The sequence below is a fragment of the Campylobacter concisus genome, from assembly GCF_902460875.1.
Taxonomy (GTDB): domain Bacteria; phylum Campylobacterota; class Campylobacteria; order Campylobacterales; family Campylobacteraceae; genus Campylobacter_A; species Campylobacter_A concisus_AA.
Genome location: NZ_CABPVR010000003.1, coordinates 14641 through 40977 on the forward strand (window position 1 = coordinate 14641; position 26337 = coordinate 40977).

Below are 26337 nucleotides of genomic sequence, written 5' to 3' on the forward strand. Positions count from 1 at the left end.
TGCTGATGACATAGCCGAAAAGGATCTATCTCAGCTTAGTTTAAATGAGACAGATGCCGGGAAATTTACAGTATCAGATCGAGTTTATAAAAACAATCGTTTTAGAGATATTTATGCATCTTATGGACTAAAAAATGGAGGCAGCATTTTAGTTCAAATTGATATAAAATTTTTTCAAAACTACACTAATGTAGATTACGATGAGAAAACCAAAACTTATGCTTATTTGGTAGATAAATATGGAAATTTATCAAGAGATGAGTTTTATAAAAAATTTGATGAATCGATGTTTTTGACTTATGTGAGTCTTGGCGACGAGTTTAAAGAGGATAAAATAATATTTTCTTTAAGCCATATGGACTTTTATCTTATAAGCTATATGCCAGAGTATAAAATTTTTGTTATTACAGCTTCAACGAAGCATTTTCATATCTTTATGCAGTTTGTGTTATTTTGGCTATCGATCTTTTGTTTTATATCTTCTTTAATTTTGTGGGTTAGAGATGTAAAATTTATAAAAAATAGAATAATGCCAGCTTTAAAAGAGGTAAGAGATACTTTAGATGGCGATGAATACGAGATAAGACGAAGCTTTAATGTAACAGAATTTGAAGATATAAAAAATGGAATAAACAAGCTAAAGATAGAAACCAAAAAAGCAACTGATGGGCTAGAAGAATACAAAAGTAGATTTGGCTATATTTTTGAGCAAAGCTTTTTGAAAATAGTAGTTTATGATGCTTATAGCGGCGATATTATTGATGCTAGTAATGCATTTTTATCTTCCGTTGGCTACACAAAAGATGAGATTATAGAGCTAAATTTAAATGATTTAATAGATGGCGATTTTGCATTGTTTATGCAAATGAAACAAGACGCTCAAAATAGCGATATGAGCTTTAAAATCGAGCTAAAAACAAAAGATGGCGGCACTAAAGAGGGATTTTTACAAGAGTCGCAGATCGAGCTAAGAGATTCTAGGCTAAATTTTATGCTTATACACGAGCTTGACGATGGAAAATTTACGAAAAAGGATAACGAAGCAATAAATGATTATTCGTTTTTATCGCCAAATGTAATAGCAGAAGCATTAAGCAGCGATCCATTTTCTATCGTAAGAAGTACGCAAAATATCGATAGTGTCTTTAAAGTCCCACAAGATAAGAAGCTTATAAATTTAAAAGATCTAATAAGCCCTGAAAGTTTAGATGAGTTTGCTGTAAATGTTTCTAATGAATCTAAAAAATTCTTTGAAAAAGGTAGCAAAAATAGCGAAATAAATCTCGTAGCCAATATGCAAACAAACGAAAATAACAAAACGCCATTTAAGATAAAAGTAAAATTTATAGATAATGGTGCTGATAAAGAGCGAAAGATCATCTACTTTTTTAATGACTTAAGCGATATAGCAAAGTTACAAGAAAAATACGATACTGAATTAAAATATTTTCAAAGCATACTTTGGGCAAGCCAAGCGCTTGTCTTTTCATGGGATAAAAAAAGCGACACCCTTTATATCCCAAATGCTATCGCCAAGTCGCTCGGATATGCATTAAATGGGGATATGAGTATAAATTTTGAACGCGCAAAAACTATATTTGTAGATGAATTTGTAAGCTTTAAGGACTTTTTTGACCTTATAAAAAAAGGTGAAGTATATGATGGCGAAGTGCGTTTTTATAGGGCTGATAAAGAGATTATTTATGTAAGGATTAGAGCAAAAGCAATAGCTTTTTATGATGGTGAAGCAAGCGTTATAAAGGGCACAATGCAAGATCTTAGTGTGCAAAATAGCTTTTTTTCTTATCAAGACCTTTTAGCAAAAATTTTCTCATACGCAAAAGAGCAAATTATTATGCTTGATGATGAGCTTAGGATCATAGATGCTAATGACGCTTTTTTCGATACGCTTGACATTTCTAGAGATAAAAATTTTATAGAGAAAATTTACTCAAAAGATATAATAAATTTTAAAAACGGACTAAAAGATATTAAAGATGAAATTTTAAATTCACTTAAAATAACTGGCTTTTGGCAAGGTCTTATTCATGATGTTCGAAGCAAAAATAGACTCGAAGTCATAAGTATAAGCAAGCTTTTAAACGCGTTTGGCGATCAAGAGGGATATATTTTGTTAGCTTCAAGCGCAAATGATGATTGCTACAATAAAGAGTACCTCGAATTTATCGCATATCACGATACGCTAACTGGGCTGCCAAATAGATTTTTACTTTTTAATAAGCTAGAAAATCTACTAAAACAAGCGAAAAAAAGCTTAAAAGTAGCAGCATTTTATGTTGATTTTGATAATTTTAAATCGATAAATGACGGATACGGACATCAAGTAGGTGATAAAAACCTAATAGAAATTTCAAAAAAAATAGATGAAATTTTCCCAAAACAAGGAATATTTGCAAGAATAGGCGGAGATGAGTTTATAGGTGCTATGCCTTATGAAAATTTGGGAGAAATTTACGAAACTGCTGAAAACATCTTAAGGGTAGCTAAGAGTAAAATTTCTATTGATGATGATGAGAAAAAACTTAGCGTAAGTATTGGTATTAGCTTAAGTAGCGATGCACTTAGCGTTGATGATCTAATTGAAAGAGCCGATTGGGCTATGTATCAAGCAAAGCTTAATGGAAAAAATAAATATTATGTATTTAATTCGAAAAAAGATACATATTTTAAAAATGAATATAGAGATGACTCAAAGATCATTGAAGCTATCGATGCTGGCGAGATGTTCTTACTATATCAGCCCGAGATTGATATAAAAAGCGGGGAAGTTAGCAGCTTTGAGGCATTTATTAGATGGAAAAATGGCGATAAGATATTAAGGCCATCAGATTTCTTACCACTTGCAAAAGGCTCAAAAGCAGTTGTTGCTATCGCACTATTTACACTAAAAGATGCTTTAAAAGCTAGGGCTGTATGGCTAAAAGAGGGAATAAATGCAAAAGTTAGAGTAAATTTATGCATTAAAAAGCTAATGACCTCTGAGTTTTTTGAGAAATTTAAAAAGCTTTTAGAAGATGAGCAGCTAGACGCTAATGGGCTAATCATAGATATCGTTGACTCCGCAAGTGGCGTAAATTTAGATGATGTTGTTAGATATATCGATGCTTATAAGGAGCTAGGTGTTAGCTTTTCGCTTGATGATTTTGCGTCTTATTCGGGCTCAGTAGAAGCGTTAGGTATGTTAAAAACAAATAGATTTAATATAGATAAAAGATTTTGCAAACAAATTTTTGACTCAGTAGAAGCGCTAAAGACCATACGCATGATAAAGTATGTATCAGATACATTTGATTTTGATGTCATGATAAAAAATTTAGAAGATAAAAGCATGCTTGAAATTTTTGTTGGATTTGGCTTTAGTAGATTTCAAGGACGGCTTTTTGCGCCAGAGCTTAGCCTGGATGATGTGCTCAAATTTAAATTTGCTCTATCATCTCCGCTAAATGTAAGAAATTTTCAAGATGATGAGAACTACAATATGCTTTGCAAAATAGTAGGTGCAAAAGAGCTTATGACTCGTTTGATAAATTTGCTTAAATGCGATGAAAAAGTAAGCGAAAAATTAAAAATCGAAATAGCAAATCAAGTAGATAATATCAGAACAATAAATGAAAAATTAGCTGAAATTTTAGATACGATCCTTGTAAAAATAGACAAAGAGAACGTAATAAATTTAGCTAATGAGGCAATTTTGTTATGCGATGATGATCTAAATTTGAGTGGAGCGAATAAATAATGAATGAAAATGCTTTAAATGTTTATGAGCACGAAATCCCAAATGGAAGCAAGCTATACTTTGCTAGTAGCGCAAAGCTAAAGAGGCAGATTGAGCAAAAAGCTAGTGAAATTTTAGAAAATGAAGGCTTTAGCGAGATCGTAACGCCATTTTTCTCATATCACCAGCATTTAAGTGTAGATGCTACAAATCTTTTACGTTTTAGCGATAGTCTAAATCACGAAATAAGCCTAAGAGCTGATAGTACGGTAGATACTGTAAGGATCGTGCTTAGAAGGCTAAAGGCAAACGAATCAAAAAGATGGTTTTATATCCAGCCAGTCTTTCGCTATCCAAGTCAAGAAATTTATCAAATCGGAGCCGAGCTAATCGGTGAAAATGATGTTTTAAAAAGTATAAATATCGTAGCAAAGCTTCTTAATGAGCTAAAAATGGATACATTTTTGCAAGTGAGCAATATACAAATTCCAAGAGTAATTTGCGAAATTTTAAGTGTGCCTATTGAAATTTTTGAAAATGGACAAATGGAGAAAATTTTATCTCAAAATGTTCCATGGCTAAGCGCTCTTGCTCTTTTAAAGTCAGTTGATGAGCTGTATGAAGTGATTAAAATTTCTCCAAGTAAACTAAAAGAACCGCTTGAAAATTTGAGAAATTTAGCCAGTGCTTTAGAATATAAAAATTTAAGAATAGTTCCGCTATATTACTCGAAAATGAGATATTACGATAGTTTATTTTTTAGATTTTTAAGAAATAACAGCATAATAGCAAGTGGCGGCAGCTACGAAATAGACGGAAAAATAAATAGTGGTTTTGCTGTTTATACAGATGCATTGATAGAAGAAAAAATTAATTTAAGGAAGTAAGAATGAGAAAGGCTGATTTAGTAGTTGGAGTTCAATGGGGTGATGAGGGTAAAGGCAAGATAGTTGATATGCTAGGACTAAACTATGACATGATCTGTCGCTCACAAGGTGGTCACAATGCCGGCCATACGATCTGGGTTGATGGCGTTAGATACGCGCTTCACCTTGTTCCAAGTGGAATTTTGCATAAAAATATTATAAACATCATTGGCAATGGTGTTGTTGTTTGCCCAGAAGTATTAATCACTGAAATGGCTCAGTTTGAAAATTTGGAAGGAAGGCTTTATATTAGCGATAAAGCACATTTAAATCTAAGCTACCATAGTCAAATCGATCAAGCAAAAGAGAGACTAAAGGGCGAAAAGGCTATCGGTACGACTGGCAAAGGCATCGGACCAACTTATGCTGATAAAATAAGTAGAAGCGGTCATAGAGTAGGCGAACTACTTGAGCCAGAGCGTTTGTGCGATGCTTTAATGCATGATTTTGAGACAAATAAATGTGTATTTGACGCACTTGGTGTGAAAATTCCTAATGAGAGTGAATTACTTGAAGAGCTAAAAAGATATAAAGAGGTTTTGGCTCCATTTATCGCAAATACTACAAACCTAGTGTGGAAGGCACTTGATGAAAATAAAAAGGTATTACTTGAAGGCGCTCAGGGCACGCTTTTAGATATCGACCACGGCACATATCCATATGTAACTAGCTCAAATACCATAAGTGCAGGTGCTTGCACAGGTCTTGGACTAAATCCAAAAGAAATCGGTGAAGTAATAGGCGTCATAAAGGCATATACAACTCGTGTTGGCTTTGGTCCTTTCCCAACAGAAGACAAAGGCACAAGTGGCGATAAGATGTGTGATATCGGCAAGGAATTTGGCACAACAACAGGCCGCCGCAGACGTTGTGGCTGGTTTGATGCTGTGAGTGTAAAATATGCTTCAAGACTCGATGGTGTCGATACTTATGCGCTTATGAAGCTTGATGTACTTGATGGATTTGAAGTGGTAAAAATTTGCAAAGCTTATCAATATAATGGTGAAACTATCGATTATATGCCAACAGATCTTGAAAATGCAACTCCTATCTATGAAGAACTTGCAGGCTGGGATAGCGTAAAAGGCATAAGCAAATATGAAGATCTGCCAGCAAATGCAAGAGCTTATATCGAGCGAATAGAAGAGCTAACTGGCGTAAAGATCGGCTACATCTCAACAAGCCCTGAAAGAAGCGATACGATCATTAGATGAAAAGCAAATTTACCTCTATCGTCCGTGTAAAAAAACAAGAGATGGATAAGGTAGAGGCAAAGCTCGCCGTCGCCAGGCTTAATGTAAGAAATTTTGAAGAAAATTTAGTGCATTTAAGAGCAAGGCTTGAGGAGTTTTGCTTGCCAAAAAGTGGCAATATAGGCGAACTAAAGGAAAATTTAGAGTTTATAAAGATAGCAAGGCAAGAGTTAAATGCCTGCAAAGAGAGTCTTGAGATAGCTAAAAAAGAGGTTTCGCACTACGAACATAAATATAAAAATGCAAATTTAGAGTACGAAAAGATGAAATATCTAGAAAAAGAAGAGTTTAAAAAAGAGATAAAACGCATACAAAAGGCTGAAGCACTTGCGCTTGATGAGTTTGCAGTGATGAAATTTACAACTAAGAGCGAGTTTTGATGAGAGCGGTTTTATTATTTTTCATTGTTTTAAATTTTGCATTTTGTTTTGAAGTACCAGTTGACTGTACGCAAATTTTTGAAGTTAGAAAAGAAGAAATTTCAAAGGAGCTTGAGATCATAGATGAACAGCGCCAAGCTTTAGAGGTATTTCGCGCAAGCTCGGCAGCAGCCTATGAAGAAAATAATAAAAAGCTTGCCAAAAAAGAAGCTGATCTAAATGCGACAATGAAAGTGATCAAGCAAAAACGCAAAGAGATCGATGAAGTGGTCGCTAAAAATGAGAAAATTTTAAAAGAACTTCGCACAATGACTAGTGATAAAGTCAATGAGTCGTATTCTAAGATGAAAGATGGCGCGGCAGCTGAGGTGCTCTCTAAAATGCCTAGATCAAACGCAGCCACCATACTTTATGCTCTTGATGCCAAAAAGATATCAACCATCATGGCAAAAATGGATCCAAAAGTAGCATCCGAGATCACCACTTTGCTTCAAAAAGGGCCACCATTTGCTGATGAAAAAGGCGATATGCCAACTCCAGCTGGTAGCATAAATATACAGTAATAAATTTTTGCACAAACAAGCAAAATTTAAAAAATTAGACACCAAACATAAAGCACTATGCTTATAAATTCTTAATTTTAAGCTCACCTAACTTTAGCTTGTATACTTTTGTGGTAGCTATTTTTTAACCAAACTTACTAGGACACCAACTCCAAGAATGGCTAGAATGATAAAAAGGCTAATTTGTGCAGAAATTTCAAAACCATGATGAAAGATATGAGCGGTTGCATTTACAGCTAGCTTTGCTGCGATAAAAAATAAAAGCACGATCACAGAAATTTCTAGATATTTTAAAAAATTTTTGAGTGCTTCAAGCACAAAATAAAGCGTTCTTAGCCCAAGTATCGCAAATATCATCGCTGAATAAACAATCACAGGATCTTTACTCACAGCAATGACAGCTGGAACGCTATCAAAAGCAAATATCACATCGCTTAGCTCAATCACACAAAGGCACAAGAATAATGGTGTTGCTATCCAAGTAGCTTTTAGCCTTAAAATCTGATCGTTAAGAGCAGTTTTTTGACTATCTGAAATTTGCTTAGAAATTTCGCTAAATTTAACAAAAAAACTATGTCCAAAAAGCTGTGGCAAAACCGGAAAAAAGCGATAAACTGCCCTATAAGCTATGTGGTTTGAATAATCTTTTATATCTTCATCGCACTTATCTTTTTTTATCATCATTACGGCACTATATGCGACTATTGCCGCAAATATTAGCTCCATCAAAGGAGAGATGGCAAAAAGCATCGTACCTACGGCTACAAAGATGAGCCTAAATATCATAGCTCCTATAACGCCAAAATAAAGCACTCTGTGGCGGTAAATTTCAGGTATCTTAAACCATGAAAAAATCGCCATCATCACAAAAAGATTATCTACTGAGAGTGACTTTTCTAGCGCATATCCTGCAAAATAAAGACTTGCTATTTCACTGCCTCGCTCAAAATATAAATATATGCCAAAAAGCACCGAAACTCCTATCCAAAAAATAGACCAAATGCCAGCTTGTTTTAGTGAAATTTTCTCATCATGCTTATGAGCAAAAAGATCTATTCCAAAGGCAAGTGATGCCATTATAAGAAAAACTATAATTGTTTGAATTTCTAATGCGTTCAACTTTTATCCTTAAAATTTTAGCAAGGCATCATCAAGACTTCTACTATCTCGCCTTTTTTAAGAATTTCTTTATCCATCGGAATCATTAAAAGTGCAGCCTTGTTTGTCAAGTTATTTACTATCGCTGAACTGCCAAGCTTTTTGCCATTTAGATTTACAAAATTTTTTGCTTCACGATTTTCTAAATTTACAGCCGTAAATTCTAAAAATGGTGAGCGTTTTTTATAGTCTTCGTCCATTATAGCCGTGATCTTTGGCTCTTCTTGACCAAACCACGCATTTATTAAGACCCTCACGTAAAGCACACACATAACCATTGCCGAGTACGGAAATCCTGGCAGTGCAAAGATATATTTGTCGCCTGATTTTGCCACTCTGATATGACGGCCCGGTTTTATGGCAGCACCTTCGATGATAAGACTAAAATTTTCATTTAAAGCGCCTTTTACAAAGTCGTAATCACCCATGCTTATGCCACCAGTCGTCACTAATATATCAGCTGATTTTAGTGCGTTTATGATCGCTTTTTCGACAAGCTCGGCTTTATCTCTTACGATCTCGCAAAGGATCGGCTCCGCACCCATTTTGCGTATCTGCATAGCGATCCCTACGTGGTTTGAGCTGTGAATTTGTGCTGGATTTTCTAATGGCTCGCCAAGGTCTTTTATCTCACTACCAGTCGCTAGTATCGCCACTCTTGGGCGTATGAAAACGCTTACGTGAAAGACACCAAGCTCAGCAAGAAGTGCTATCTCAGCGTAGCTTAGACGAGCGCCTTTTTTTATTAAAATTTCACCTTTTTTGTAACTTTCCCCCACTTCGCGCACAGCAAAGCCCTTTGGCACACTCTTTTTGATGAGTATTTTTGAGCCGTTAACCTCGACATTTTCTACCGGCACAAGAGTATCAGTGCCTTCGCTCATTAGTGAGCCAGTGAAAGTTTTTACACATTTACTACCCGCTATGACTAGTCCTTTGTCACTTCCAGCAGGCAGATCTGTGATGAGCTCAAGCTCACTTAGACCATCTTTAAAGGCAAAAGCGTATCCATCCATCGCTGAAACTGGCTTTGCTGGGTAATTTTCAGTGGCTGTCACGTCGTAGGCGATATTTCTATCAAGTGCGTCCGTAATGGCCACTTTTTCGATCTTATCCCACTCGTTTATAGTATCTTTTAAAATTTTTAGGCTATCTGCGTAACTCATAAAATCTTTCATTATTAACCCTTTTATGAAATTTTTGCATATTTTATCTACTTTGCTCTTAAAAAAATTAATCTTTGTTTTATTTAATGATTATTAAAATGTCGTTTAAGAAATCAGTTTGATTTTACCCTATACACAGGAATATTCATGAATAAAACAGTGCTTTACATCATCGCAGGTGCAAGCTTAGGCATTCTTGGCCCAGTGCTTGTTTATTTTGGCAACCCAGCAAATATGGGCGTTTGTGCGGCTTGCTTTTTAAGGGATAGCGTAGGCGCTTTTGGCTTTCATCAAGCCAAAGTGGTACAGTATCTAAGGCCTGAAATTTTAGGGCTTATCATTGGAGGCTTTTTAGCAAGCATGCTTTGGAGTAGAAATTTCACTCCAGTATCTGGCAGTGCAGCATTTTCTAGATTTTTCTTAGGTGTGTTTGCTATGATTGGTTGCCTTATCTTTTTGGGTTGCCCATGGAGAGCGTTTTTGCGTCTTGGTGGCGGAGATATGACTGCTATTGCTGGTCTTGTCGGTCTATTTGCTGGCGTTTTTGTTGGACGATTTTTTAAGAAAAATGGTTACGTCATACCTGAAAATGACGCCACTACAAAACCAGTTGCCTTTTTACCATTAATTATTGCTGTTTTGCTTTTAGCAGCCCTTGTTTTTGGTTTAAAGCTTGGCGATAATGGTGCATTATTTAGCTCAGAAAAAGGCCCAGGTTCACAGCACGCAAATATCTTTATCTCACTTATTTGCGCCATTGTTATTGGCATTTTTATGCAAAGAAGCAAATTTTGCTCGGTTGGAGCGATTAGTAAAGTTTTTGAGCGTGATCTTTCAATGTTTTATGGCATTGTATCTATCATCGTTTTTGCAAGTATCACAAATTTAGCTCTTGGACAATATAAATTTGGCTTTGAAGCTCAACCTATCGCTCATAATGATGTTCTTTGGAATTTCTTAGGCATGAGCTTGGCCGGTCTTTGCTTTAGCCTAAGTTATGGCTGCCCAGGCAAACATTTAGTGCAAATGGGAGCTGGAAATTTAAGCTCAGCTGTATTTGTTTTAGGCATGGGAGCAGGCGCTGCGATAAGCCATAACTTCATACTTGCAAGCTCAGGAGCTGGCATCACTCCTTACGCTCCATATGCCGTAGCGATCGGCTTTATCTATGCTATTTATGTCGGAGTTTTTACTAAAAAAGCATAATATAAATTTGGCTGCCTTTGCAGTCAAATTTATTCGCTCCTTATATCTATCACCTCATCAAAAAGTTCAAAAAGCTCACGTGGGTGTGTGATCATTAAAATACTAGCCTTAATCTAAAATTTTTTAGTGGCAATAGTAATGCATTTTTTAAGATGGCAAATAATAATTTCAAATCGAACTAAAATTTTAACAATGGATTGGCAAAAATTAATAAACATCAATATAAAGTAAATATTTTAAACTATTTTGATATAGAATATCGATTTTAATTTTATCTAAAGGAATTCTATGAAATTTAGCATACTTGCTTCATCACTGATCTTTAGCTCGCTGTGGGCTTTAGATACAAATAACAGTGATTATTCAGTTATTTTACCAACTATCGAGGTGGAAGGTATCTCTGAGCAAAATACCCTAAAAGGTTATATCGCGTATGATAGTGCGGATATCAATAGAAATGGACTCAGCAACAAAGAGACGCCACAAACTATCGAAAATATAGATATACAAAAGAACAGAAACTACGGTACAAACGATCTTTCAAGTATTCTAGAAGGAAATGCTGGTATTGATGCAGGCTATGATATGAGAGGCGAGAGCATCAAGATAAGAGGCTTTAGTGTTGATGGCGGTGACATATATAGAGATAGTGTTAGAGACTCTGGCCAGATAAGACGCAGTACAGCAAATGTTGAGAGAGTTGAAATTTTAAAAGGACCAGCTTCGATCTTGTATGGAAGAAGTGACGGCGGTGCGGTTGTAAATCTAGTTAGTAAGAAGGCAAATTTTATGCCTGTTTATAAACTCTCAGGAAGAGTTGGTAGCTGGAGTAGATATGGTGGTGGTATCGATATAAATCACGTAGTAAATAATCAACTAGCTGCAAGGCTAACGACTGATATGGAGCGTGGAAAATCATGGAGAGATGGTATAAAATATAAAAATTTTATGATAAGTCCAAGTATTATTGTGACAAATGATGGTGGAACGGTGAGCTTTGAGGCGCAATACACATATGATAATGCTTGGCGTGTACCTGATAGAATGCCAACAAAAAGTGTCTATGACAAGCTTGGTATCGACTATACAAAGGGCTTTTCTCATGATGGAGACTTTGTTGAAGATAAGCTTCATTTCTTTCGTACTGAGCTAAATGCAGAGTTAGTAAAGGACATGAATTTAAAATGGGTTTTTGGTTATAGAAAAGCTAGTCAAAATTTTGACCATTATTTTAGTGGTACCATCATGCCCGGAAATAGACTAAAGCAAAACTATGCTAAACAACAAACCGATAATGACACACTCTCAAATGCCATAACACTTACAAAAGAGCTTGAATTTACAAGATTTAAGCATAATCTTACTTTTGGATATGACAACAGCGTAGAAACTCGCCATCCAAGGCTTTGGTTTGATAGTGCAAAAAATGTGACCATAAATCCATACGCATCAAGATCAAGTTGGGGTAGTGTGGGCTACATACCACTTAATACTGATAATAAGCATAAAGCCATAAATAATGGAGTATTTCTCGAGGATTTAATAAGCTTAGACGACAAATATAGGCTACTTGTTGGTGGAAGGTTTGACTTTTATAAATTTAAAACAAGAAATATTACAAATATGACAAATAGCTACAAAGGGCACTCTTTTAGTCCAAGAGTTGGCTTGCTATGGGATTTTTTACCAGAGCATACTGCATATGCTTCATACTCAAAGAGTTTTGCCCCATACGGTGGCCGTGGAAATATAGGTATAAGTATAGGCGATACAACGATGCTTGATCTAAAACCGCAGAATAATGAGCAATATGAAATCGGCTTAAAAAGCACATGGGCTGATAATAGATTTAGCTCAAACTTAGCGATATTTCAGATCGAGCATAACAATATAAGATATAGACCAGATCCTATAAATGATCCATATACTTGGGCGCAACGTGGTAAAGAGCGAAGTCGTGGTATAGAGCTAAATATCTTGGGTAAAATTTATGAAAATTTATATCTAAGAAGTTCTCTTGGATATATGAGAGCTATTATCGCAAGTGATAAATCAAATCCATTAAACGAAAGACTTAGTCTAAACAATACAACCAACTGGCAGGGCAATGTTTTTTTAAGATATGCTAAAAACGACAAATGGTATGTCGAAAGTGGCGTAACAGAATACTCTAAACGATATAGCTACCGCATAAGTAATGGTAGAGTCATAGACGAACATCTTCCTGGTTTTGCTAGATTTGATGCAAGTGCTGGATATAACTTTAACGAACACGCTCAAATAACATTAGCAATAAACAATATCCTAAATAAAAAATACTGGCGTTCTGATTCAAGACCGGGCGACGAGAGATCGTTTATGCTAAATATGCACTACACTTTTTAACTAAAATTTACACCGCCTTCTCTTTGGCGGTGTAATCTTTTGTTATGTAAAATTTGGAGAAAATTAGCCACCAAAGATGGCTAAATTTGAAGTTATCTTAAAATTTGAATCTTTGCTTTTGCGCGGAGTTTATCAAAATAATCAGCCATAAGTTTTTCTTGCTCACCTTGATAAAGCTCATTTATAACATTATCCTTAACGTCTGCAAAGCTTGGTGTGTATGAGCCGATCTTCTCTTTTACTAAAAACATATCAAAGCTGTCAGGCCCTTGCAAAGGCTGTGTGTAGTCACCGTTATTTGTGCTTGAGATGATCGCAGCAAGCCTTGGATCTATGCTTTGATAGTCCAAACTAACCTCTTGTGTTTGCACGCCGTCTAGTAGCTTCGGACTTGTCTTTTGAGCCTCAAGTAGCTCAGGATCTTTTGCTCTATAAACTACGACTCTAGCGGTGCTAAAGACCTTAAATTTATCAGGATTAGCGTCAAAATACATCTTTGCTTTTTGCTCATTTACATTTTTGCCAGCTTCAGCCAAGATGCTTTTATAAAGCTTTTCTTGAAGCATCTTTTTTTCTATGTTGTTTTTAAACTCCAAAAAGTCCATGCCTTGAGCTTGGATAGAGCTTCTAAACTGCGAATTTGTCATGCCATTTTGCTTTGCGATCGATTCGATCCTGTCGTTTAGCTCAAATGGCGTTACGCTAATGTTTAAATTTTTTATCTGAGCATCTTCGAGTCTATCCCTTATGAGTAAATTTAAAGCATCTTGTTCGCTAGCTCTTAACTGCTCTTTCAAGCTATAAACTTCATAAAGCGTGATTGGTTCGTTCTCTACAATAGCTGCGATACCGTTTATCATCTGAGCCGAATATAAATTTAAAGCACTTAGCATGCCAGCAGCCAAAAAGAGCAATTTTTTCATAATAAAACCTTTATTTAAGTATTTAGTAAATATAATTTTGGGCAATTATAACATAAAAATAAGGCACAAAATGATAGTTACTAGATTTGCTCCGTCGCCTACTGGATATCTACATATAGGCGGACTTAGGACAGCCCTTTATAATTATTTATACGCAAGAGCTAATAATGGAAAATTTTTACTTCGCATCGAAGATACTGATTTAAAACGAAACTCAGAAGAGGCCACGCAAGCCATAAAAGAAGCGTTTGCTTGGTGCAAGCTAGATCACGACGGCGAAGTGACATATCAATCAAAAAGATTTGATCTTTACAAAGAGTATGTTAAAAAACTACTTGAAGAAGGCAAAGCATATAAATGCTATATGAGCAAGGACGAGCTTGAAGAGCTTAGAGCTAGCCAAGAGGCAAGAAAAGAGCGTCCAAAATATGATAATAGATATAGAGATTTTACTGGCACGCCTCCAGCTGGCATCGAGCCAGTCATCCGTATCAAGGCCCCACTTAGTGGCGAGATCGTCATACATGATGGCATAAAGGGCGAGGTTAAATTTAAGGTTGAAGATATCTTAGATGACTTCATCATCGCTAGAAGCGACGGTACGCCGACATATAACTTCACGGTTGTGATAGATGACGCACTAATGGGTGTAACGGACGTCATCCGTGGCGACGATCACCTCTCAAATACCCCAAAGCAGATCGTTCTTTACGAGGCACTTGGCTTTAAGGTGCCAAAATTTTATCACGTCGCTATGATAAACGGCGAGGATGGCAAAAAGCTTAGTAAAAGGCACGGCGCGACTGACGTTATGGAGTATAAAAAGATGGGCTACTTGCCTGAAGCACTCTTAAATTTTCTCGTTCGTCTTGGCTGGAGCCACGGCGATGATGAGATTTTTACTATTGAGGATATGCTTAAATACTTTAATCCAAACGACATCAACAAAAGCTCAAGCACTTACAACGCTCAAAAGCTTGACTGGCTAAATTCTCACTACATTAAGACTTTACCTTATGAGAGGCTAGCGCATGATATGCTTGAGTTTGGTGTGGATTTTAAGGCTTTGGTAAAGGGTGAGCTACTTCTAAATTCGCTCCGCGAGAGATCAAAGACACTAATCGAAATGGCAAATAGCGCAAACGCGATAATCAACGCTCCAAAAAGCTACGATGAGAAAGCTTGGGCTAAATTTATAAATGAAAATAGTAAAGAAATTTTGGCTAAATTTGCTCAAATTTTAGACCGTGACCTTGACGCAAAGAGCTATGAGGAGCTAACTAATAAATTTTTAGAGCAAAATGGCCTAAAGCTAAAAGACCTAGCTCAGGCTCTAAGAATAGCGCTAACTGGCTCAAGCGTGAGCCCAAGCATCTTTGAAGTGCTTGAAGTAGTGGGCAGTAGCGAGACGAAAAATAGAATACAAAATTTATTAAAGGAAGAGAAATGACACATGTAACTAAAGAAGAAGCACTAAACTACCACATAGGCGGTAAGATCGAGATAAAGGTAAAGACGCCTTGCGAGACGTCAAGAGACCTTTCAATGGCCTATACACCAGGTGTTGCAGAGCCTTGCAAAGAGATAGAAGCTGACAATGAACTAGCTTATAAATATACAAATAAAGCAAATCTAGTAGCCGTTATCACCGATGGTACGGCTGTCCTTGGGCTTGGCGACATCGGTGCGATCGCTGGCAAGCCAGTTATGGAAGGAAAGTCAGTTTTATTTAAAAAATTTGCAAACGTAGATGCCTTTGACATCGAGCTAGACGAGCATGATCCAGATAAGATCGTTGAGATTTGCAAGGCCCTTGCTCCGACATTTGGTGGTATAAATTTAGAAGACATCCGTGCTCCAAAGTGCTTTGAGATCGAGAGAAAGCTTCAAGAAGCAGTTGATATCCCTGTAATGCACGACGATCAGCACGGCACGGCGATGATAACAAGTGCTGGCATGATAAATGCGATGGAAATTTCTGGCAAAGATATATCTAAGATAAAAATCGTAGTTAGCGGCGCAGGCGCAGCTGGCATTGCGTGCGCGAAGATGTATAAAGCGCTTGGTGCAAAACACATCGTTATGATAGATAGCAAAGGCGTAATTCATTCAAAAAGAACAGACCTAACACCTGAAAAGGTAGAGTTCGCGCTTGAAACTGAGGATAGAACTCTAGCTGATGCGATGAGGGGTGCTGATATGTTTTTAGGTCTTTCTAAGCCTGGTGTTCTTACAAAAGAGATGGTTGCTTCAATGAACAAAGAGCCTATCATCTTTGCTTTGGCAAACCCAGTGCCTGAAATTTATCCAGAGGATGTTGAGGCTGTAAGAAGTGACGTTATGATGGGTACAGGCAGAAGCGACTATCCTAACCAAGTAAATAACGTTTTAGGCTTTCCATTCATCTTTAGAGGTGCGCTTGACGTTAGAGCTAAAAAGATCACTGAAAATATGAAAATGGCTGCGGCTAGAGCGCTTGCACAGCTTGCAAAAGAGCCAGTACCAGCTGAAGTTTTAAAAGCAAGTGGCGTTAGCGAGCTAAAATTTGGCAAAGAGTATATCATCCCAAAACCATTTGACAAGCGCGTATTAACAGCAGTCGCTCCAGCAGTTGCAAAAGCTGCGGTTGAAGATGGCGTGGCGAGAGTAAAAGATTTTGATGTTGAGGCTTACAAAGCCAAGCTTGCAAAAGGATTTTAAAATTTAGCCCAAATTTTGGGCTAAACTCTTTTTGGCATTTTGTAAAGATAAACCTTGTAAAAACAGTAAATTTAAGGATAAAAAATGCAAAACGTTAAACTCATCTCGCACCCACTGATCGAGCATAAATTAACTATTTTACGTGATAAAAACACCCAACCTTTTCAGTTTCGTATGCTAGTTGATGAGATCAGTTATCTTATGATCTTTGAGGCGACTAGAAATTTAAAGGTAAAAGATGTCAAAGTCCAAACTCCAGTTGCGGTGGCAGATGCAAAGAGGCTTACTACAAAAGTGATGATATGCCCCATCTTAAGGGCTGCTCTTGGTATGCTTGATAGCGTTTTTACTATCATTCCAGATGCGAGTGTGGGCTTTTTGGGCTTTCAGCGAAACGAAGAGACAGCACAAGCTGAGTTTTTCTACGCGAAGCTTCCAAAAGACGCAAAAGAACGCATGGCGATCATCATCGATCCTATGTTTGCAACTGGTGGCACGGCGATAGATGCGGTCAAATTCTTACGTGAAAAGGGCGTTAAGGAGATCAAATTTATCTCTATCATCGCTGCTCCTGAGGGGCTAAAGAGATTTAGCGAAATTTACCCAGACGTCGAGGTCTATACAGCTTCGATTGATGAGAAGCTAAATGAGAAAAACTATATCGTTCCAGGTCTTGGTGATGCTGGTGATAGAGTTTTTAACACGCTTTAAGGGCAAAATTTGAATAAAAGACTTTTGCCAGCCTTAGTCGCCTTTATCATTGCTATTATTGTTGGCACTTTTTTCTTTTCAAATAATGGTAGTGAAGCAAATAAAAATGCTCAAATTTTACTTGAGCAACTAAACAAAGAGGGACAAAAAAGCCAGAGCCTTGCAGAAAATGGCTCATACACTTCAAAAGATGAGGTCGCTCTTTATATCTATAAATTTAACAAGCTGCCAAAGAATTTCATAACCAAAAAAGAGGCACTTGAACTTGGCTGGGATGCAAAAAACGGAAATTTATGGCAGATAAGCGGCGGCAAAAGCATTGGCGGAGATAGATTTTCAAACAGAGAAAAGAGGCTGCCTGAGGCTGATGGCAGAAAGTGGTTTGAGTGCGATGTGAATTATAATGGCGGCAGGCGCGGCGCTGAGAGAATTTTATACTCAAACGACGGGCTTATTTACTACACGCCCGATCACTACGAGCATTTTTACCTGCTTTATGAGAAGAGGATGCAATGAAAAGCGTGATCTTAGATGCAAAAAAGATGGTCGAAAAAGAGAAGATGCATGAGTATTTTGCTAAGAAATTTGACCTGCCAGAGTACTACGGCAAAAATTTAGACGCGCTCTTTGACTGCCTTTGTGAGATAAATGAGCCAACGCTTATAAAGCTAAAAAATGAAAATGCTTTGGATGATGACACAAAAGAGAGCTTAACCCAGCTATTTCGCGACGTTTGCAACGAAAATGAGATGGTTAAATTTGAGCTTGTAAAAGATGAAAAATGATATTTGGAAAGATTGATTATCTAAATTTACTCCCCTTTCACGTATTTTTAAAATCAGCCCCACTAAGCTCTCAGATAAAAAAGGCTATCGAGTTTAAAAAGGGTGTGCCAAGCAAGCTAAATAGAGCCCTAAACGCCAGAAAGATCGACGCTGCGGTGATCTCAAGCATAGCAAGCAAAAAGGCAAATTTAAAGAAGCTAAATTTTGGAATAGTCGCCAAAAAAGATGTAAAAAGCGTGCTTGTTCGCAAAAACTCAGCCCCAAAGCCAGATCCTGCCTCAGCTAGCTCAAACGCCCTAGCCAAGGTGCTTAAACTAAATGGAGAGGTGATCATAGGCGACAGGGCGCTAAAGGCATACTTAAGCGAGGGCAAAGAGTGCTTTTACGACCTTGGTCAAATTTGGCACGAAAAGACAAATTTGCCATTTGTTTTTGGTAGATTTTCTTACGTAAAAAATGGCTCGTTTTACAAAAAACTGGTCACAAAATTTTTACAAAAAAATGTAAAAATTCCAAATTATATATTAGCCCAGTATGCCAAAAGCCGCGACATAAGCGAGCAAGATATCAAGTGGTATCTTAAATTTATAAGCTACAAGATCGGCCCAAAAGAGCAAAAATCACTCCGAAAATTTTTTAAAGAAGATAGATTGTTAAAAGCAGAAAAAAAGAATTAAATTTTTTATAGCTTCTTAGTAGGCACCAAGAAGCTATAAAAATTTTAGTGATGCATATGCATGTTAGTTGAGTTATCATCACTCATCTGTTGCATATCCATCATCATCTTGTGGTGATCATGCATCGGCATATCTGCTGGCATGTTCATTGGCATATTCATCTGCATATCCATCGCGCCATTTTCAGCCTTGTAGCCTGTTATGGTAGGATCAACCATGCCAAATATCATAGCGACGTGTCCGACGATCAAAAAGAATATGAGCAGGCAAAAGTGAAGCTTTAGCTTTGCCTTTTGGCTTGCGTTTTTATAGATCAAATTTAGCTCTAAAAGCGCGATGCCAAGAAGTGGGATGACGCCGATGAGATATGAGTAGATAGCGATGACATCGGCATATCCGCGCCATTTTATGGTTGGATAAATTTTTGCTAAAAAGTAGATCACAAGAGCTGTAAAATAGACCCCAAGCACTATGCCAACAAATTTGCTAACGGCCTTAAAGCCAGCGTTTTTGCCGCTATCCATGTGATACATCGTGAAAAACTCCATCGCCACTAAAAGCTCCGCAAGCCCCATAGGTATCACCATGTAGAGGATTAGATTGTAGGGTTGATCGAGCGATAAAAGCTCCATGTAGTGTGTCATTACCATTGTAAATCCTTTGTAAAAATTTAAAGAAATTTACTACCGAAGGGTTAAGATAGTTATAAAATATTGAGAATAGTTGCGGGATCTAAGTGGATGTTAAATTTACTCCTAGCTAGGCTAAGAGTAAATTTAAGCTAGTCTTTAAACTCGTGCGAGATGACTGGAGAAAATTCTTCCCAATGAAGCTTGGTTTTAAATGTCGGCATCTTGCTTTGAAATGGCTCTTTTTTAAGTGCCGCCATAGCGACACTATCGCCTTTTGGCTTAGCCGGTGCTTCTACGTTTAGTATAGAGCGTTCAAGGTCGATGAAATCTTTTAAAATAATAGTATATGATTTAAAGAAATTTGCCTCTTTGTGAGCCAAAAGTAGCGAGCCAAACTCATCTACAAATAAATTTAAAGTTTCAGAAAATAGCTTATTGCTAATATTTTTTGCATCATTAAACTCATCTTTTAAAAATGTAGCCATCGCTAAAAATATAAATCCAACGTAGTCCTCGCTGTCTTTGCAAAGCTCGCTATCACGTCTATATGGGCTTAGTTTTAAACATTCAATAACCCTAAGCCTAGCTGCGCCGTTATCTCTGCCCTCTTCATAAAATGAGGCACTTAAAGGGATATTTGTAAAGCCAAAAAGAACGTCATTTTGTTCTTTTGAAAATTCTTCAAAGCTAAATTTATCTAAATTTTTAAATGCAGCATCACTATCCTCGCTCAAAGGATTTGCGCTTAAGTATTTTAGCTGCTCTTTCCACCTTGCAAATTTCTCATCATTTGTGTAAAAAAACATAGGATATGCTAGAAATTCGTAAAAATATGATCTTGCTTTTATGATGTTTTTATCCATTTAATAAATCCTCTTTCATCGCGTTTATTTGTGCTTGAACCATTAGTTTGGCCTTACAGTCAGCACAGCAGTAAAGTGCTTTTATCTTAACCCTATCGTTGCCAAATCTTGGTTGCATTATAGTTGCGATCTTTTCTACCGCTTTTTTAGTTGCAAACTCTTTTCCGCACTCAACACAGGCAAAAAGCTCATCTCGTGCCAGTTCATTATAGGTAAAAAACTCAGGCTTAAGAGAAATTTTTCCAACCTCAAGGCTTATGGTATCTTTTTCAGCACAGCTTAGTTCGCAGTATCCGCAAGCTGTGCAGACGCTTGGATTAAATAAAATCGAATTTGTCTTTTTATCAGCCACTAGCGCGCTTACGTTACAAGCGCCAACGCAACTTAGACAAAGTGTACAGCTATCAGTGTTTATCTTGACATCGCCGTATCTTATCATCTCGCCGCTTTTTACCACGCCAAGATCTTCGCTACCTACTAAAAACTCGAGCCTTTTTGCAAAAATTTCTCTTTTTGGCAAGGCATATTCGTTTATTGTGTGTTGTGAGTCAGCTATAAATTTTGCCTTTTTGAGCGATTCTTCAAGCTCATTTTTATCTTTGGCGTGATAGATCGCCGTCTCTTTAAATTTAAGCTCATAAATTTGATTTAAGATGCTAATGGCGTCTTTTTCGCCTTTACCAAGAGTTTTGCTAAATAAAATCACACTCGCACCACTTTCTTGAAGCAATGTAATAAGATGAGCTTGATTTAACATATGTGGTGCTGATATGAAAAAAGGCAAGACATTTTCAGGTAGGCTTATATTTAGCTCGTCTAAATTTGTTTCATTAGAGATTATTAGTGGAATTTTACCTTTGTAAAGTTTGGCAATAGTAGCAAATGAGTTTTGTGGCATAAGTGTAGAGTCAAGAGATCCGCTAGGGCAGACGCTAATGCAGTTACCACAATTTACGCAATCGATTTGTGAGAAAACAAGATGCTTTGTCTCGTCTTCTTTTAAAATGGCTACAGTTGGACAAACATCGACACAGCGTCCACAAATTTCATTCCTTCGCTCATGGTATTGGCAGATTGAAGAGTCATATTGAGTTAGACTTCTGTACTTAAATTTTGGAGTTTTTTCATTTAAAATTTTAAGCACAGCTTCGTCTTTTAGCCCAGATATTTCGTAACAGCCGCTTTGCTTTAGCATATAATCCCTTGCATTTTCAACCAAGAAAAAGTCGCAATCGACCTCAAATTCGTCATTTGCTCTAAGTATCAAAACACTAAGTTCGCCAGCTGCGCCATAAATAAATTTCACTTCAAAATGCGTTAATTCAATGACTTTATAGCCATTTTCTTTTAATAAATTTGCTAGTTCCTCACGGCCTGAGTTGCTTACTATTACGACGTTTTTTCCGACTTCTTTTTCGTAATCAACATCCTTTGCCATGTCAAATGCAGTTGCTCTTGCTTCATAAAGCAAAAGTGTATTTTTAGCTTTTTCTAAGACGCTTGCAGTTGTATTTTTTAGATAAAAATTTATCTCAGGTGCGGTAATGTTTGCTTTAAGCTTTGGCGAGTTAGAAACTAAATATTCTTCCTTTTCATTATTTATTTCTATCTGTTCATTTAGCATTAAAGTATCGTCAAAATCGTTATAAAAGCCAAATTCTTTCATAATTTCTCCTATTATCAAAAACAGGCTTATTTTAATATTAATGGGATTAATAGACTCTGAATTTTATATGTTCCTTTTTGCTCTAAGGTTTAATTTATAATATTTTTTATGTTAAAATCACGGCTTGGTAAAACTAACTTACTAGGAGCGCAAATTGAACGATTTAAGAAATATTCCACAAGTTGATAAGATCATAAAAAACGAAGCATTTTCGGGACTTGACACGAGTTTAGTCACTATGCTTGCAAGGCAAATTTTAGATGAGGTTAGAGCTAAAATTTTAAATGAAAATGCAAATTTTGCGTTGCAAGAAATAATAGATTTAATCCTAAACGAATATCATAAATTTAATGAATCAAGCCTTCAAAGAGTGCTAAATTTAACTGGTGTGACCATTCACACAAACCTCGCTAGAAGTGTTATCGATAAAGAAATTTTAAAGCGGGCAACACCTGTTATCACAGGATACTCAAACCTTGAATACAACCTAAAAACAGGCAGTCGCGGCAACAGATATGACTATATCGGTGAGATGATCGCAAGAGCATTTGGTTTTGAGGACGCTATCGTCGTAAATAATAACGCAAGTGCTGTATTTTTGGTGTTAAACACCTTTGCAAAGGGCAAGGAAGTCGTCGTTAGCAGAGGCGAACTAGTCGAGATCGGCGGTAGTTTTAGAGTGCCAGAAGTTATGGCAAATGCGGGCTGCTTTTTGAAAGAGGTTGGCACGACAAACAAAACTAAGCTAAAAGACTACGAAGAGGCAATTAGTGAAAATACGGCGATGCTTGTAAAGGTTCATCGCTCAAATTTTGACATCGTTGGCTTTAGCGAAGAGACCACGGCAAATGAGCTAAGCGGGCTAGCAAGCAGGCAAAATTTGATAGATTATTTTGATCTTGGCAGTGGATTTTACGGAAATTTGCCCTTTAACTTAGACAAAAACGAGCCAGATCTAAAAAATTTAAAAGATGTTTCGCTAGTTAGCTTTAGCGGCGATAAGCTGCTTGGCGCGGTTCAGTGTGGCATAATTGTCGGCAAAAAAGAGCTCATCTCAAAACTTAGGAAAAATCAGCTTTTAAGGATGCTTCGCGTCGATAAGGTGATCATCTCGCTTTTGGCTGAGAGCATGAAAGCCTATCTAAACAAAGAATTTGAGCTAATCACAACGCAAAAATTGCTTCACAAAAGCGTAAAAGAGCTTGAAGGCTTAGCAAATTTTATAAATAAAAATTTAAAAAATCCGCTTGAGATAGTGCGCACACAAACCTTTGTAGGAGGTGGTGCGATGCCAAATAAAAAGATCCCAAGCGTGGCACTTGCGCTTAGTGGCGACGCAAATTTAAACGAGCTAAAATTTAGGCAAAAAAGGGTGATCGGACGCATAGAAAACGATAAATTTATGCTTGATCTTAGATCACTTCTTGATGATGACGTAGAGACGCTAATAAAAATAATAAATGAAACGGAAGAAAAATGAGTTTAATAATAGGAACAGCAGGGCATATCGACCACGGAAAAACCGCGCTTATAAAGGAGCTAAACGGCTTTGAGGGGGACAATCTTGAAGAGGAGAAAAAGCGTGGCATAACGATCGATCTAAGCTTTTCAAATTTAAGCAAAAATGATGAAAATATCGCGTTTATCGACGTGCCAGGGCATGAAAATCTCATAAAAACGATGATAAGTGGCGCGTATGGCTTTGATGCGTGTTTATTTGTGGTGGCAGCAAATGACGGCCTTATGCCTCAAAGCTTGGAGCACCTTGAAATTTTAAATCTCCTTGGCGTAAAATCCGTGATCGTGGCGCTTACAAAGTGCGATTTAGTAGATGATGCCACCATAAATTTAAGAAAAAAAGAGATAAGAGATGAAATTTCTAAATTTAAAAACCTGCAAATTTTAGAAATTTTCGCCGTTAGTATAAAGGATAAGGCAAGTATCGACGAGCTTAGAAACTACCTCTTTACGCTAAGAGCCAAAAAGCGCGATGAGGAGGGCGTTTTTAGATACTACATCGATAGAGTTTTTAGCCTAAAAGGTATCGGAAATGTCGTAACTGGCACTGTGATAGAGGGAAGCGTTAGTAAAAACGATAAGCTTTTTAACTACGACGCTGGCAAAGAGGTGCTAGTAAGAAGCGTGCAAAGCCACGATAAATTCGTTGATAGCGCTGGAGTTAGCAGCCGCGTAGCGCTTAATCTAACTGGCATCGAGCTAAGCGAGCTAAAAAAGGGTCAGCTACTTAGCAAAAAGGGCTTTTTTAGGGGATTTAGAGAGGTTGATGCGGTCGTAACTGCTAAAAATCTCATCCACTCTCAAAGTGTAACTTTTTGCGTGGGTGCTAAAAACGTCCCTGCAAAGGTGCTAATCCTTAGCCAAAAAGATGATAGCTACTTTGTTACCTTTAAATTTCAAAGCGATATGTTTTTGAAATTTGACGAGGCCTTTGTGCTCATCTCAGATGCACGCGTGATAGGCGGTGGCAGAGTGCTAAATCCTGTGCTTGAGCCACTAAAAAAGGCTGGCAAAATTCTCTTTTTGGCTGCACTTTTAAAGCATGATTTCATTGGGGCATTTTCTATACTTAAAGAAGCCCACAAAAATGGCTTTGGCATCATCTCCTCTTATCAAAGATTTGGACTAAGTCACGAAGAGGCCGTAAATGTGGCTAAAAAAGTCTCAAACGTCTTTGTCGATGAAAAGGCTTTAAATATCTACGATCTAAGTGCAGTTGAGCGGATAAAGTCTGTGGTTAAATTTATGATAGAGAAGAATGAATTTGCTGTCTTTTCAGCTCAAAGCATCAGCCTAAAACTTGCTTGGGCTAGTTTAAATTTGGCTCAAAAAGCACTTGATGAGCTTGAAAGTATAAACTTAATCTCTAAAAATGATGGCGTCTATACAAAAAAAGGCGTTGATATAAGCAAACTAAAAGTAAGGCTTGAAGAGAAAATTTATGAAATTTTAGAAAGCGGAAAGCTAGCTCCAACGGCACCTTATAATATATATGATGAGCTGGAAATAGATAGGCTAAGTGGTGATAATGCACTTAAAAAACTAACTGCAATGGGCAGAGTTGTAAGGCTGGAGCATAATCTTTTTATCACTAGAAATTCGCTAAAAATGGCACTTGATAAGCTAAGAGAGATCATCAAAAATCAAGGCTTTGTAAATGTTACAAACGCTAAGGATGCGCTAAATTTAAGTAGAAAATATATTATCGCTTATCTTGAGCAACTTGATCTTGAGAGTGACATAATGAAGCAAGGAAATGATAGAGTCTTTCGTGGTTAGTATTCATTTACAAAAAGTAAATATAATCCGCCAAATTTTTAAAAAGGAAAAAAATGAAAAAAGTGGTTTTGGCCTCAATAATAGCGGCAACTAGCCTAATGGCAGCTAGCAATAAGCAAATAGAAGATTTTTACTCAGAAGTTTTTAAAAATCAAAATATCGATGGTGTTAATGTAAAAGTCGTAGAACGCACTAAAATTTTAGATGATATAGAAAAAGTAAGCTTAAAATTTAGCAAAGGAGATATGTCTCAAGAAGATGTAACTTTTGTTAAGGGCGATCTTATGTTTCCTGATGTTGTAAATTTAAAGGAGCAAAAGTCTTATTTGGCTGAAGAAAAAAAGGTAATCGCAGAAAAAGCAGCACTTGATTTAGTAAAATCACTAGCTAAAATTTATAAAAATGAAGACAAGGCAAATGTTATAACTCTTGGCAATGATAGCAAAAAGCCAACTCTTATCATGTTTTCAGATCCTGAATGCCCATATTGTAGAGCCGAGCTAGCAAAGATCGAAACGACATTAAAAGACAATAACGTTGAAATCATCCTAACTCCAGTGCATGAACTATCATCTTTGCAAAAAAGTGCTTTGATCTATAAAGATATAAAAAATACAAAAAGTGATAGCGATAAGGTTAAAATTTTAAGAAAGTATTTTTCTGAAGATTATAACGTGGATGAAAAAAATGTTAGCAAAGAAGAGAGCGACAAGATCGATACTTTACGTAAAAAATATTTCTCAGCTGGCGTTAGATCAGTACCATTTATCATAAACAAAAGTGATCTAAAATAATCTTTTCTAGGGAGCTCTCCCTAGAATTTCTTCTTTTAATAAAAATTCTTAAATTTTAAAATACATTTAACTATATTTTTAATAAATACTTAACAAATATAATTAATATTATATATTTACTTTTATTATTTTATAAATATGCTAAATTTACACAGTTTAATTCTAGGCTCTAAAAGCCCTGAAATAGACTGTTCGCAATATTTTAGTATCTCTAAATATGCAAATTTTACATATTACGGAACCAAATTTCTCAAATTTTTAAGATTTGAGGGGCAAGGAGAAAAAATGCAAGGATCAAGAAGAGATTTTTTAAAGAAATCTCTAAAAGTTGGTACTGCTGGCGGAATACTCGCAGTTTCTGCAATAGCAAAAACAACTAGTGATGACTTAGCTCCTGATGGCAATGGCGTCGTCGTAGGTAAGTCAAACAAAAAAGAGGTGCTTTATAAAAAAAGCAAAAATTGGGAAACCTACTATAAAATCGCTTATTAAGGGAGAAAACCATGAGTGATGCAC

23 protein-coding genes are annotated in these 26337 nt (G+C 36.7%); 17 read left to right on the forward strand and 6 right to left on the reverse strand.

What is annotated here, in order from left to right:
- The 5 genes from F3H01_RS01450 to F3H01_RS01470 form a co-directional block, all read left to right on the forward strand.
- Positions 1–3757, forward strand: a 3757-nt coding sequence (locus tag F3H01_RS01450) for a diguanylate cyclase domain-containing protein (RefSeq protein ID WP_188116335.1), incomplete at its 5' end; no start/stop codon positions are given.
- Entirely contained in the window at positions 3757–4623 is an 867-nt protein-coding gene (locus F3H01_RS01455; protein WP_149724601.1) for an ATP phosphoribosyltransferase regulatory subunit, read from the forward strand. The genes F3H01_RS01450 and F3H01_RS01455, both read left to right, overlap by 1 nt.
- Positions 4624–4625: 2 nt before the next feature.
- On the forward strand, positions 4626–5876 hold the full coding sequence (locus F3H01_RS01460) for an adenylosuccinate synthase (RefSeq protein WP_087585191.1): 1251 nt from the start codon (positions 4626–4628) through the stop codon (positions 5874–5876).
- The gene (locus F3H01_RS01465) at positions 5873–6295 is read left to right on the forward strand and encodes a flagellar export protein FliJ (RefSeq protein WP_103579631.1); all 423 of its coding nucleotides are present in this window, start codon (positions 5873–5875) and stop codon (positions 6293–6295) included. Before F3H01_RS01460 ends, F3H01_RS01465 begins: the two co-directional genes overlap by 4 nt.
- Entirely contained in the window at positions 6295–6858 is a 564-nt protein-coding gene (locus tag F3H01_RS01470; protein WP_149724602.1) for a MotE family protein, read from the forward strand. The genes F3H01_RS01465 and F3H01_RS01470 overlap by 1 nt, the downstream gene beginning before the upstream one ends.
- Before the next feature lie 117 nt (positions 6859–6975).
- On the opposite strand, the gene F3H01_RS01475 is transcribed toward F3H01_RS01470, so the two are convergent.
- Both F3H01_RS01475 and F3H01_RS01480 read right to left on the reverse strand, forming a co-directional pair.
- Positions 6976–7977, reverse strand: coding sequence for a TerC/Alx family metal homeostasis membrane protein (locus F3H01_RS01475; protein ID WP_149724603.1), 1002 nt, complete (start codon positions 7975–7977; stop codon positions 6976–6978).
- Between the two features lie 17 nt (positions 7978–7994).
- Positions 7995–9194, reverse strand: coding sequence for a molybdopterin molybdotransferase MoeA (locus tag F3H01_RS01480; protein ID WP_149724604.1), 1200 nt, complete (start codon positions 9192–9194; stop codon positions 7995–7997).
- Positions 9195–9329: 135 nt separating this feature from the next.
- Here F3H01_RS01480 and yedE point away from each other — a divergent pair, with 135 nt between their 5' ends.
- The gene (gene yedE, locus F3H01_RS01485) at positions 9330–10388 is read left to right on the forward strand and encodes a YedE family putative selenium transporter (protein WP_087579561.1); all 1059 of its coding nucleotides are present in this window, start codon (positions 9330–9332) and stop codon (positions 10386–10388) included.
- 288 nt (positions 10389–10676) lie between these two features.
- The gene (locus tag F3H01_RS01490) at positions 10677–12773 is read left to right on the forward strand and encodes a TonB-dependent receptor (protein WP_149724605.1); all 2097 of its coding nucleotides are present in this window, start codon (positions 10677–10679) and stop codon (positions 12771–12773) included.
- Between the two features lie 92 nt (positions 12774–12865).
- Here F3H01_RS01490 and F3H01_RS01495 read toward each other — a convergent pair whose 3' ends face one another.
- Entirely contained in the window at positions 12866–13696 is an 831-nt protein-coding gene (locus F3H01_RS01495; RefSeq protein WP_021091056.1) for a peptidylprolyl isomerase, read from the reverse strand.
- 70 nt (positions 13697–13766) lie between these two features.
- Here F3H01_RS01495 and gltX point away from each other — a divergent pair, with 70 nt between their 5' ends.
- The 6 genes from gltX (at position 13767) to F3H01_RS01525 (ending at position 18569) form a co-directional block, all read left to right on the forward strand.
- A complete protein-coding gene (gene gltX / locus F3H01_RS01500) occupies positions 13767–15146 on the forward strand; it encodes a glutamate--tRNA ligase (protein WP_149724606.1) in 1380 nt (459 codons plus the stop codon).
- Entirely contained in the window at positions 15143–16396 is a 1254-nt protein-coding gene (locus F3H01_RS01505; RefSeq protein ID WP_054196129.1) for a malic enzyme-like NAD(P)-binding protein, read from the forward strand. Before gltX ends, F3H01_RS01505 begins: the two co-directional genes overlap by 4 nt.
- Positions 16397–16480: 84 nt before the next feature.
- On the forward strand, positions 16481–17107 hold the full coding sequence (gene upp / locus F3H01_RS01510; protein ID WP_004317747.1) for a uracil phosphoribosyltransferase: 627 nt from the start codon (positions 16481–16483) through the stop codon (positions 17105–17107).
- 9 nt (positions 17108–17116) lie between these two features.
- Positions 17117–17623: a ribonuclease domain-containing protein gene (locus F3H01_RS01515; protein ID WP_103588847.1), complete on the forward strand. Its 507-nt coding sequence runs from the start codon at positions 17117–17119 to the stop codon at positions 17621–17623.
- Positions 17620–17892: a barstar family protein gene (locus F3H01_RS01520; RefSeq protein ID WP_103588848.1), complete on the forward strand. Its 273-nt coding sequence runs from the start codon at positions 17620–17622 to the stop codon at positions 17890–17892. The genes F3H01_RS01515 and F3H01_RS01520 overlap by 4 nt, the downstream gene beginning before the upstream one ends.
- Positions 17889–18569, forward strand: coding sequence for an MqnA/MqnD/SBP family protein (locus F3H01_RS01525; RefSeq protein WP_103588849.1), 681 nt, complete (start codon positions 17889–17891; stop codon positions 18567–18569). Before F3H01_RS01520 ends, F3H01_RS01525 begins: the two co-directional genes overlap by 4 nt.
- Positions 18570–18613: 44 nt before the next feature.
- On the opposite strand, the gene F3H01_RS01530 is transcribed toward F3H01_RS01525, so the two are convergent.
- The 3 genes from F3H01_RS01530 to F3H01_RS01540 all read right to left on the reverse strand — a co-directional run bounded on the left by F3H01_RS01530 (position 18614) and on the right by F3H01_RS01540 (position 21730).
- Positions 18614–19219 carry a DUF6803 family protein gene (locus F3H01_RS01530; protein ID WP_103588850.1) on the reverse strand — a complete coding sequence of 202 codons (606 nt, stop codon included), beginning with the start codon at positions 19217–19219 and terminating at the stop codon, positions 18614–18616.
- A 131-nt stretch (positions 19220–19350) separates the two neighbouring features.
- Complete coding sequence (locus F3H01_RS01535) at positions 19351–20064, reverse strand: TorD/DmsD family molecular chaperone (RefSeq protein ID WP_103588851.1); 714 nt, start codon at positions 20062–20064, stop codon at positions 19351–19353.
- Complete coding sequence (locus F3H01_RS01540; RefSeq protein ID WP_149724607.1) at positions 20057–21730, reverse strand: 4Fe-4S binding protein; 1674 nt, start codon at positions 21728–21730, stop codon at positions 20057–20059. The genes F3H01_RS01535 and F3H01_RS01540 overlap by 8 nt, the downstream gene beginning before the upstream one ends.
- A gap of 154 nt (positions 21731–21884) precedes the next feature.
- Here F3H01_RS01540 and selA point away from each other — a divergent pair, with 154 nt between their 5' ends.
- From selA to F3H01_RS01560, 4 genes are all read left to right on the forward strand, one after another.
- Entirely contained in the window at positions 21885–23210 is a 1326-nt protein-coding gene (gene selA / locus F3H01_RS01545) for an L-seryl-tRNA(Sec) selenium transferase (protein WP_149724608.1), read from the forward strand.
- Positions 23207–25027, forward strand: a complete 1821-nt coding sequence (gene selB / locus F3H01_RS01550; RefSeq protein ID WP_149724609.1) for a selenocysteine-specific translation elongation factor — start codon at positions 23207–23209, stop codon at positions 25025–25027. The genes selA and selB overlap by 4 nt, the downstream gene beginning before the upstream one ends.
- 53 nt (positions 25028–25080) lie before the next feature.
- On the forward strand, positions 25081–25821 hold the full coding sequence (locus F3H01_RS01555; RefSeq protein ID WP_149724610.1) for a thioredoxin fold domain-containing protein: 741 nt from the start codon (positions 25081–25083) through the stop codon (positions 25819–25821).
- A 285-nt stretch (positions 25822–26106) separates the two neighbouring features.
- Positions 26107–26313, forward strand: coding sequence for a twin-arginine translocation signal domain-containing protein (locus F3H01_RS01560; RefSeq protein WP_087579573.1), 207 nt, complete (start codon positions 26107–26109; stop codon positions 26311–26313).
- Positions 26314–26337 lie beyond the last annotated feature (24 nt).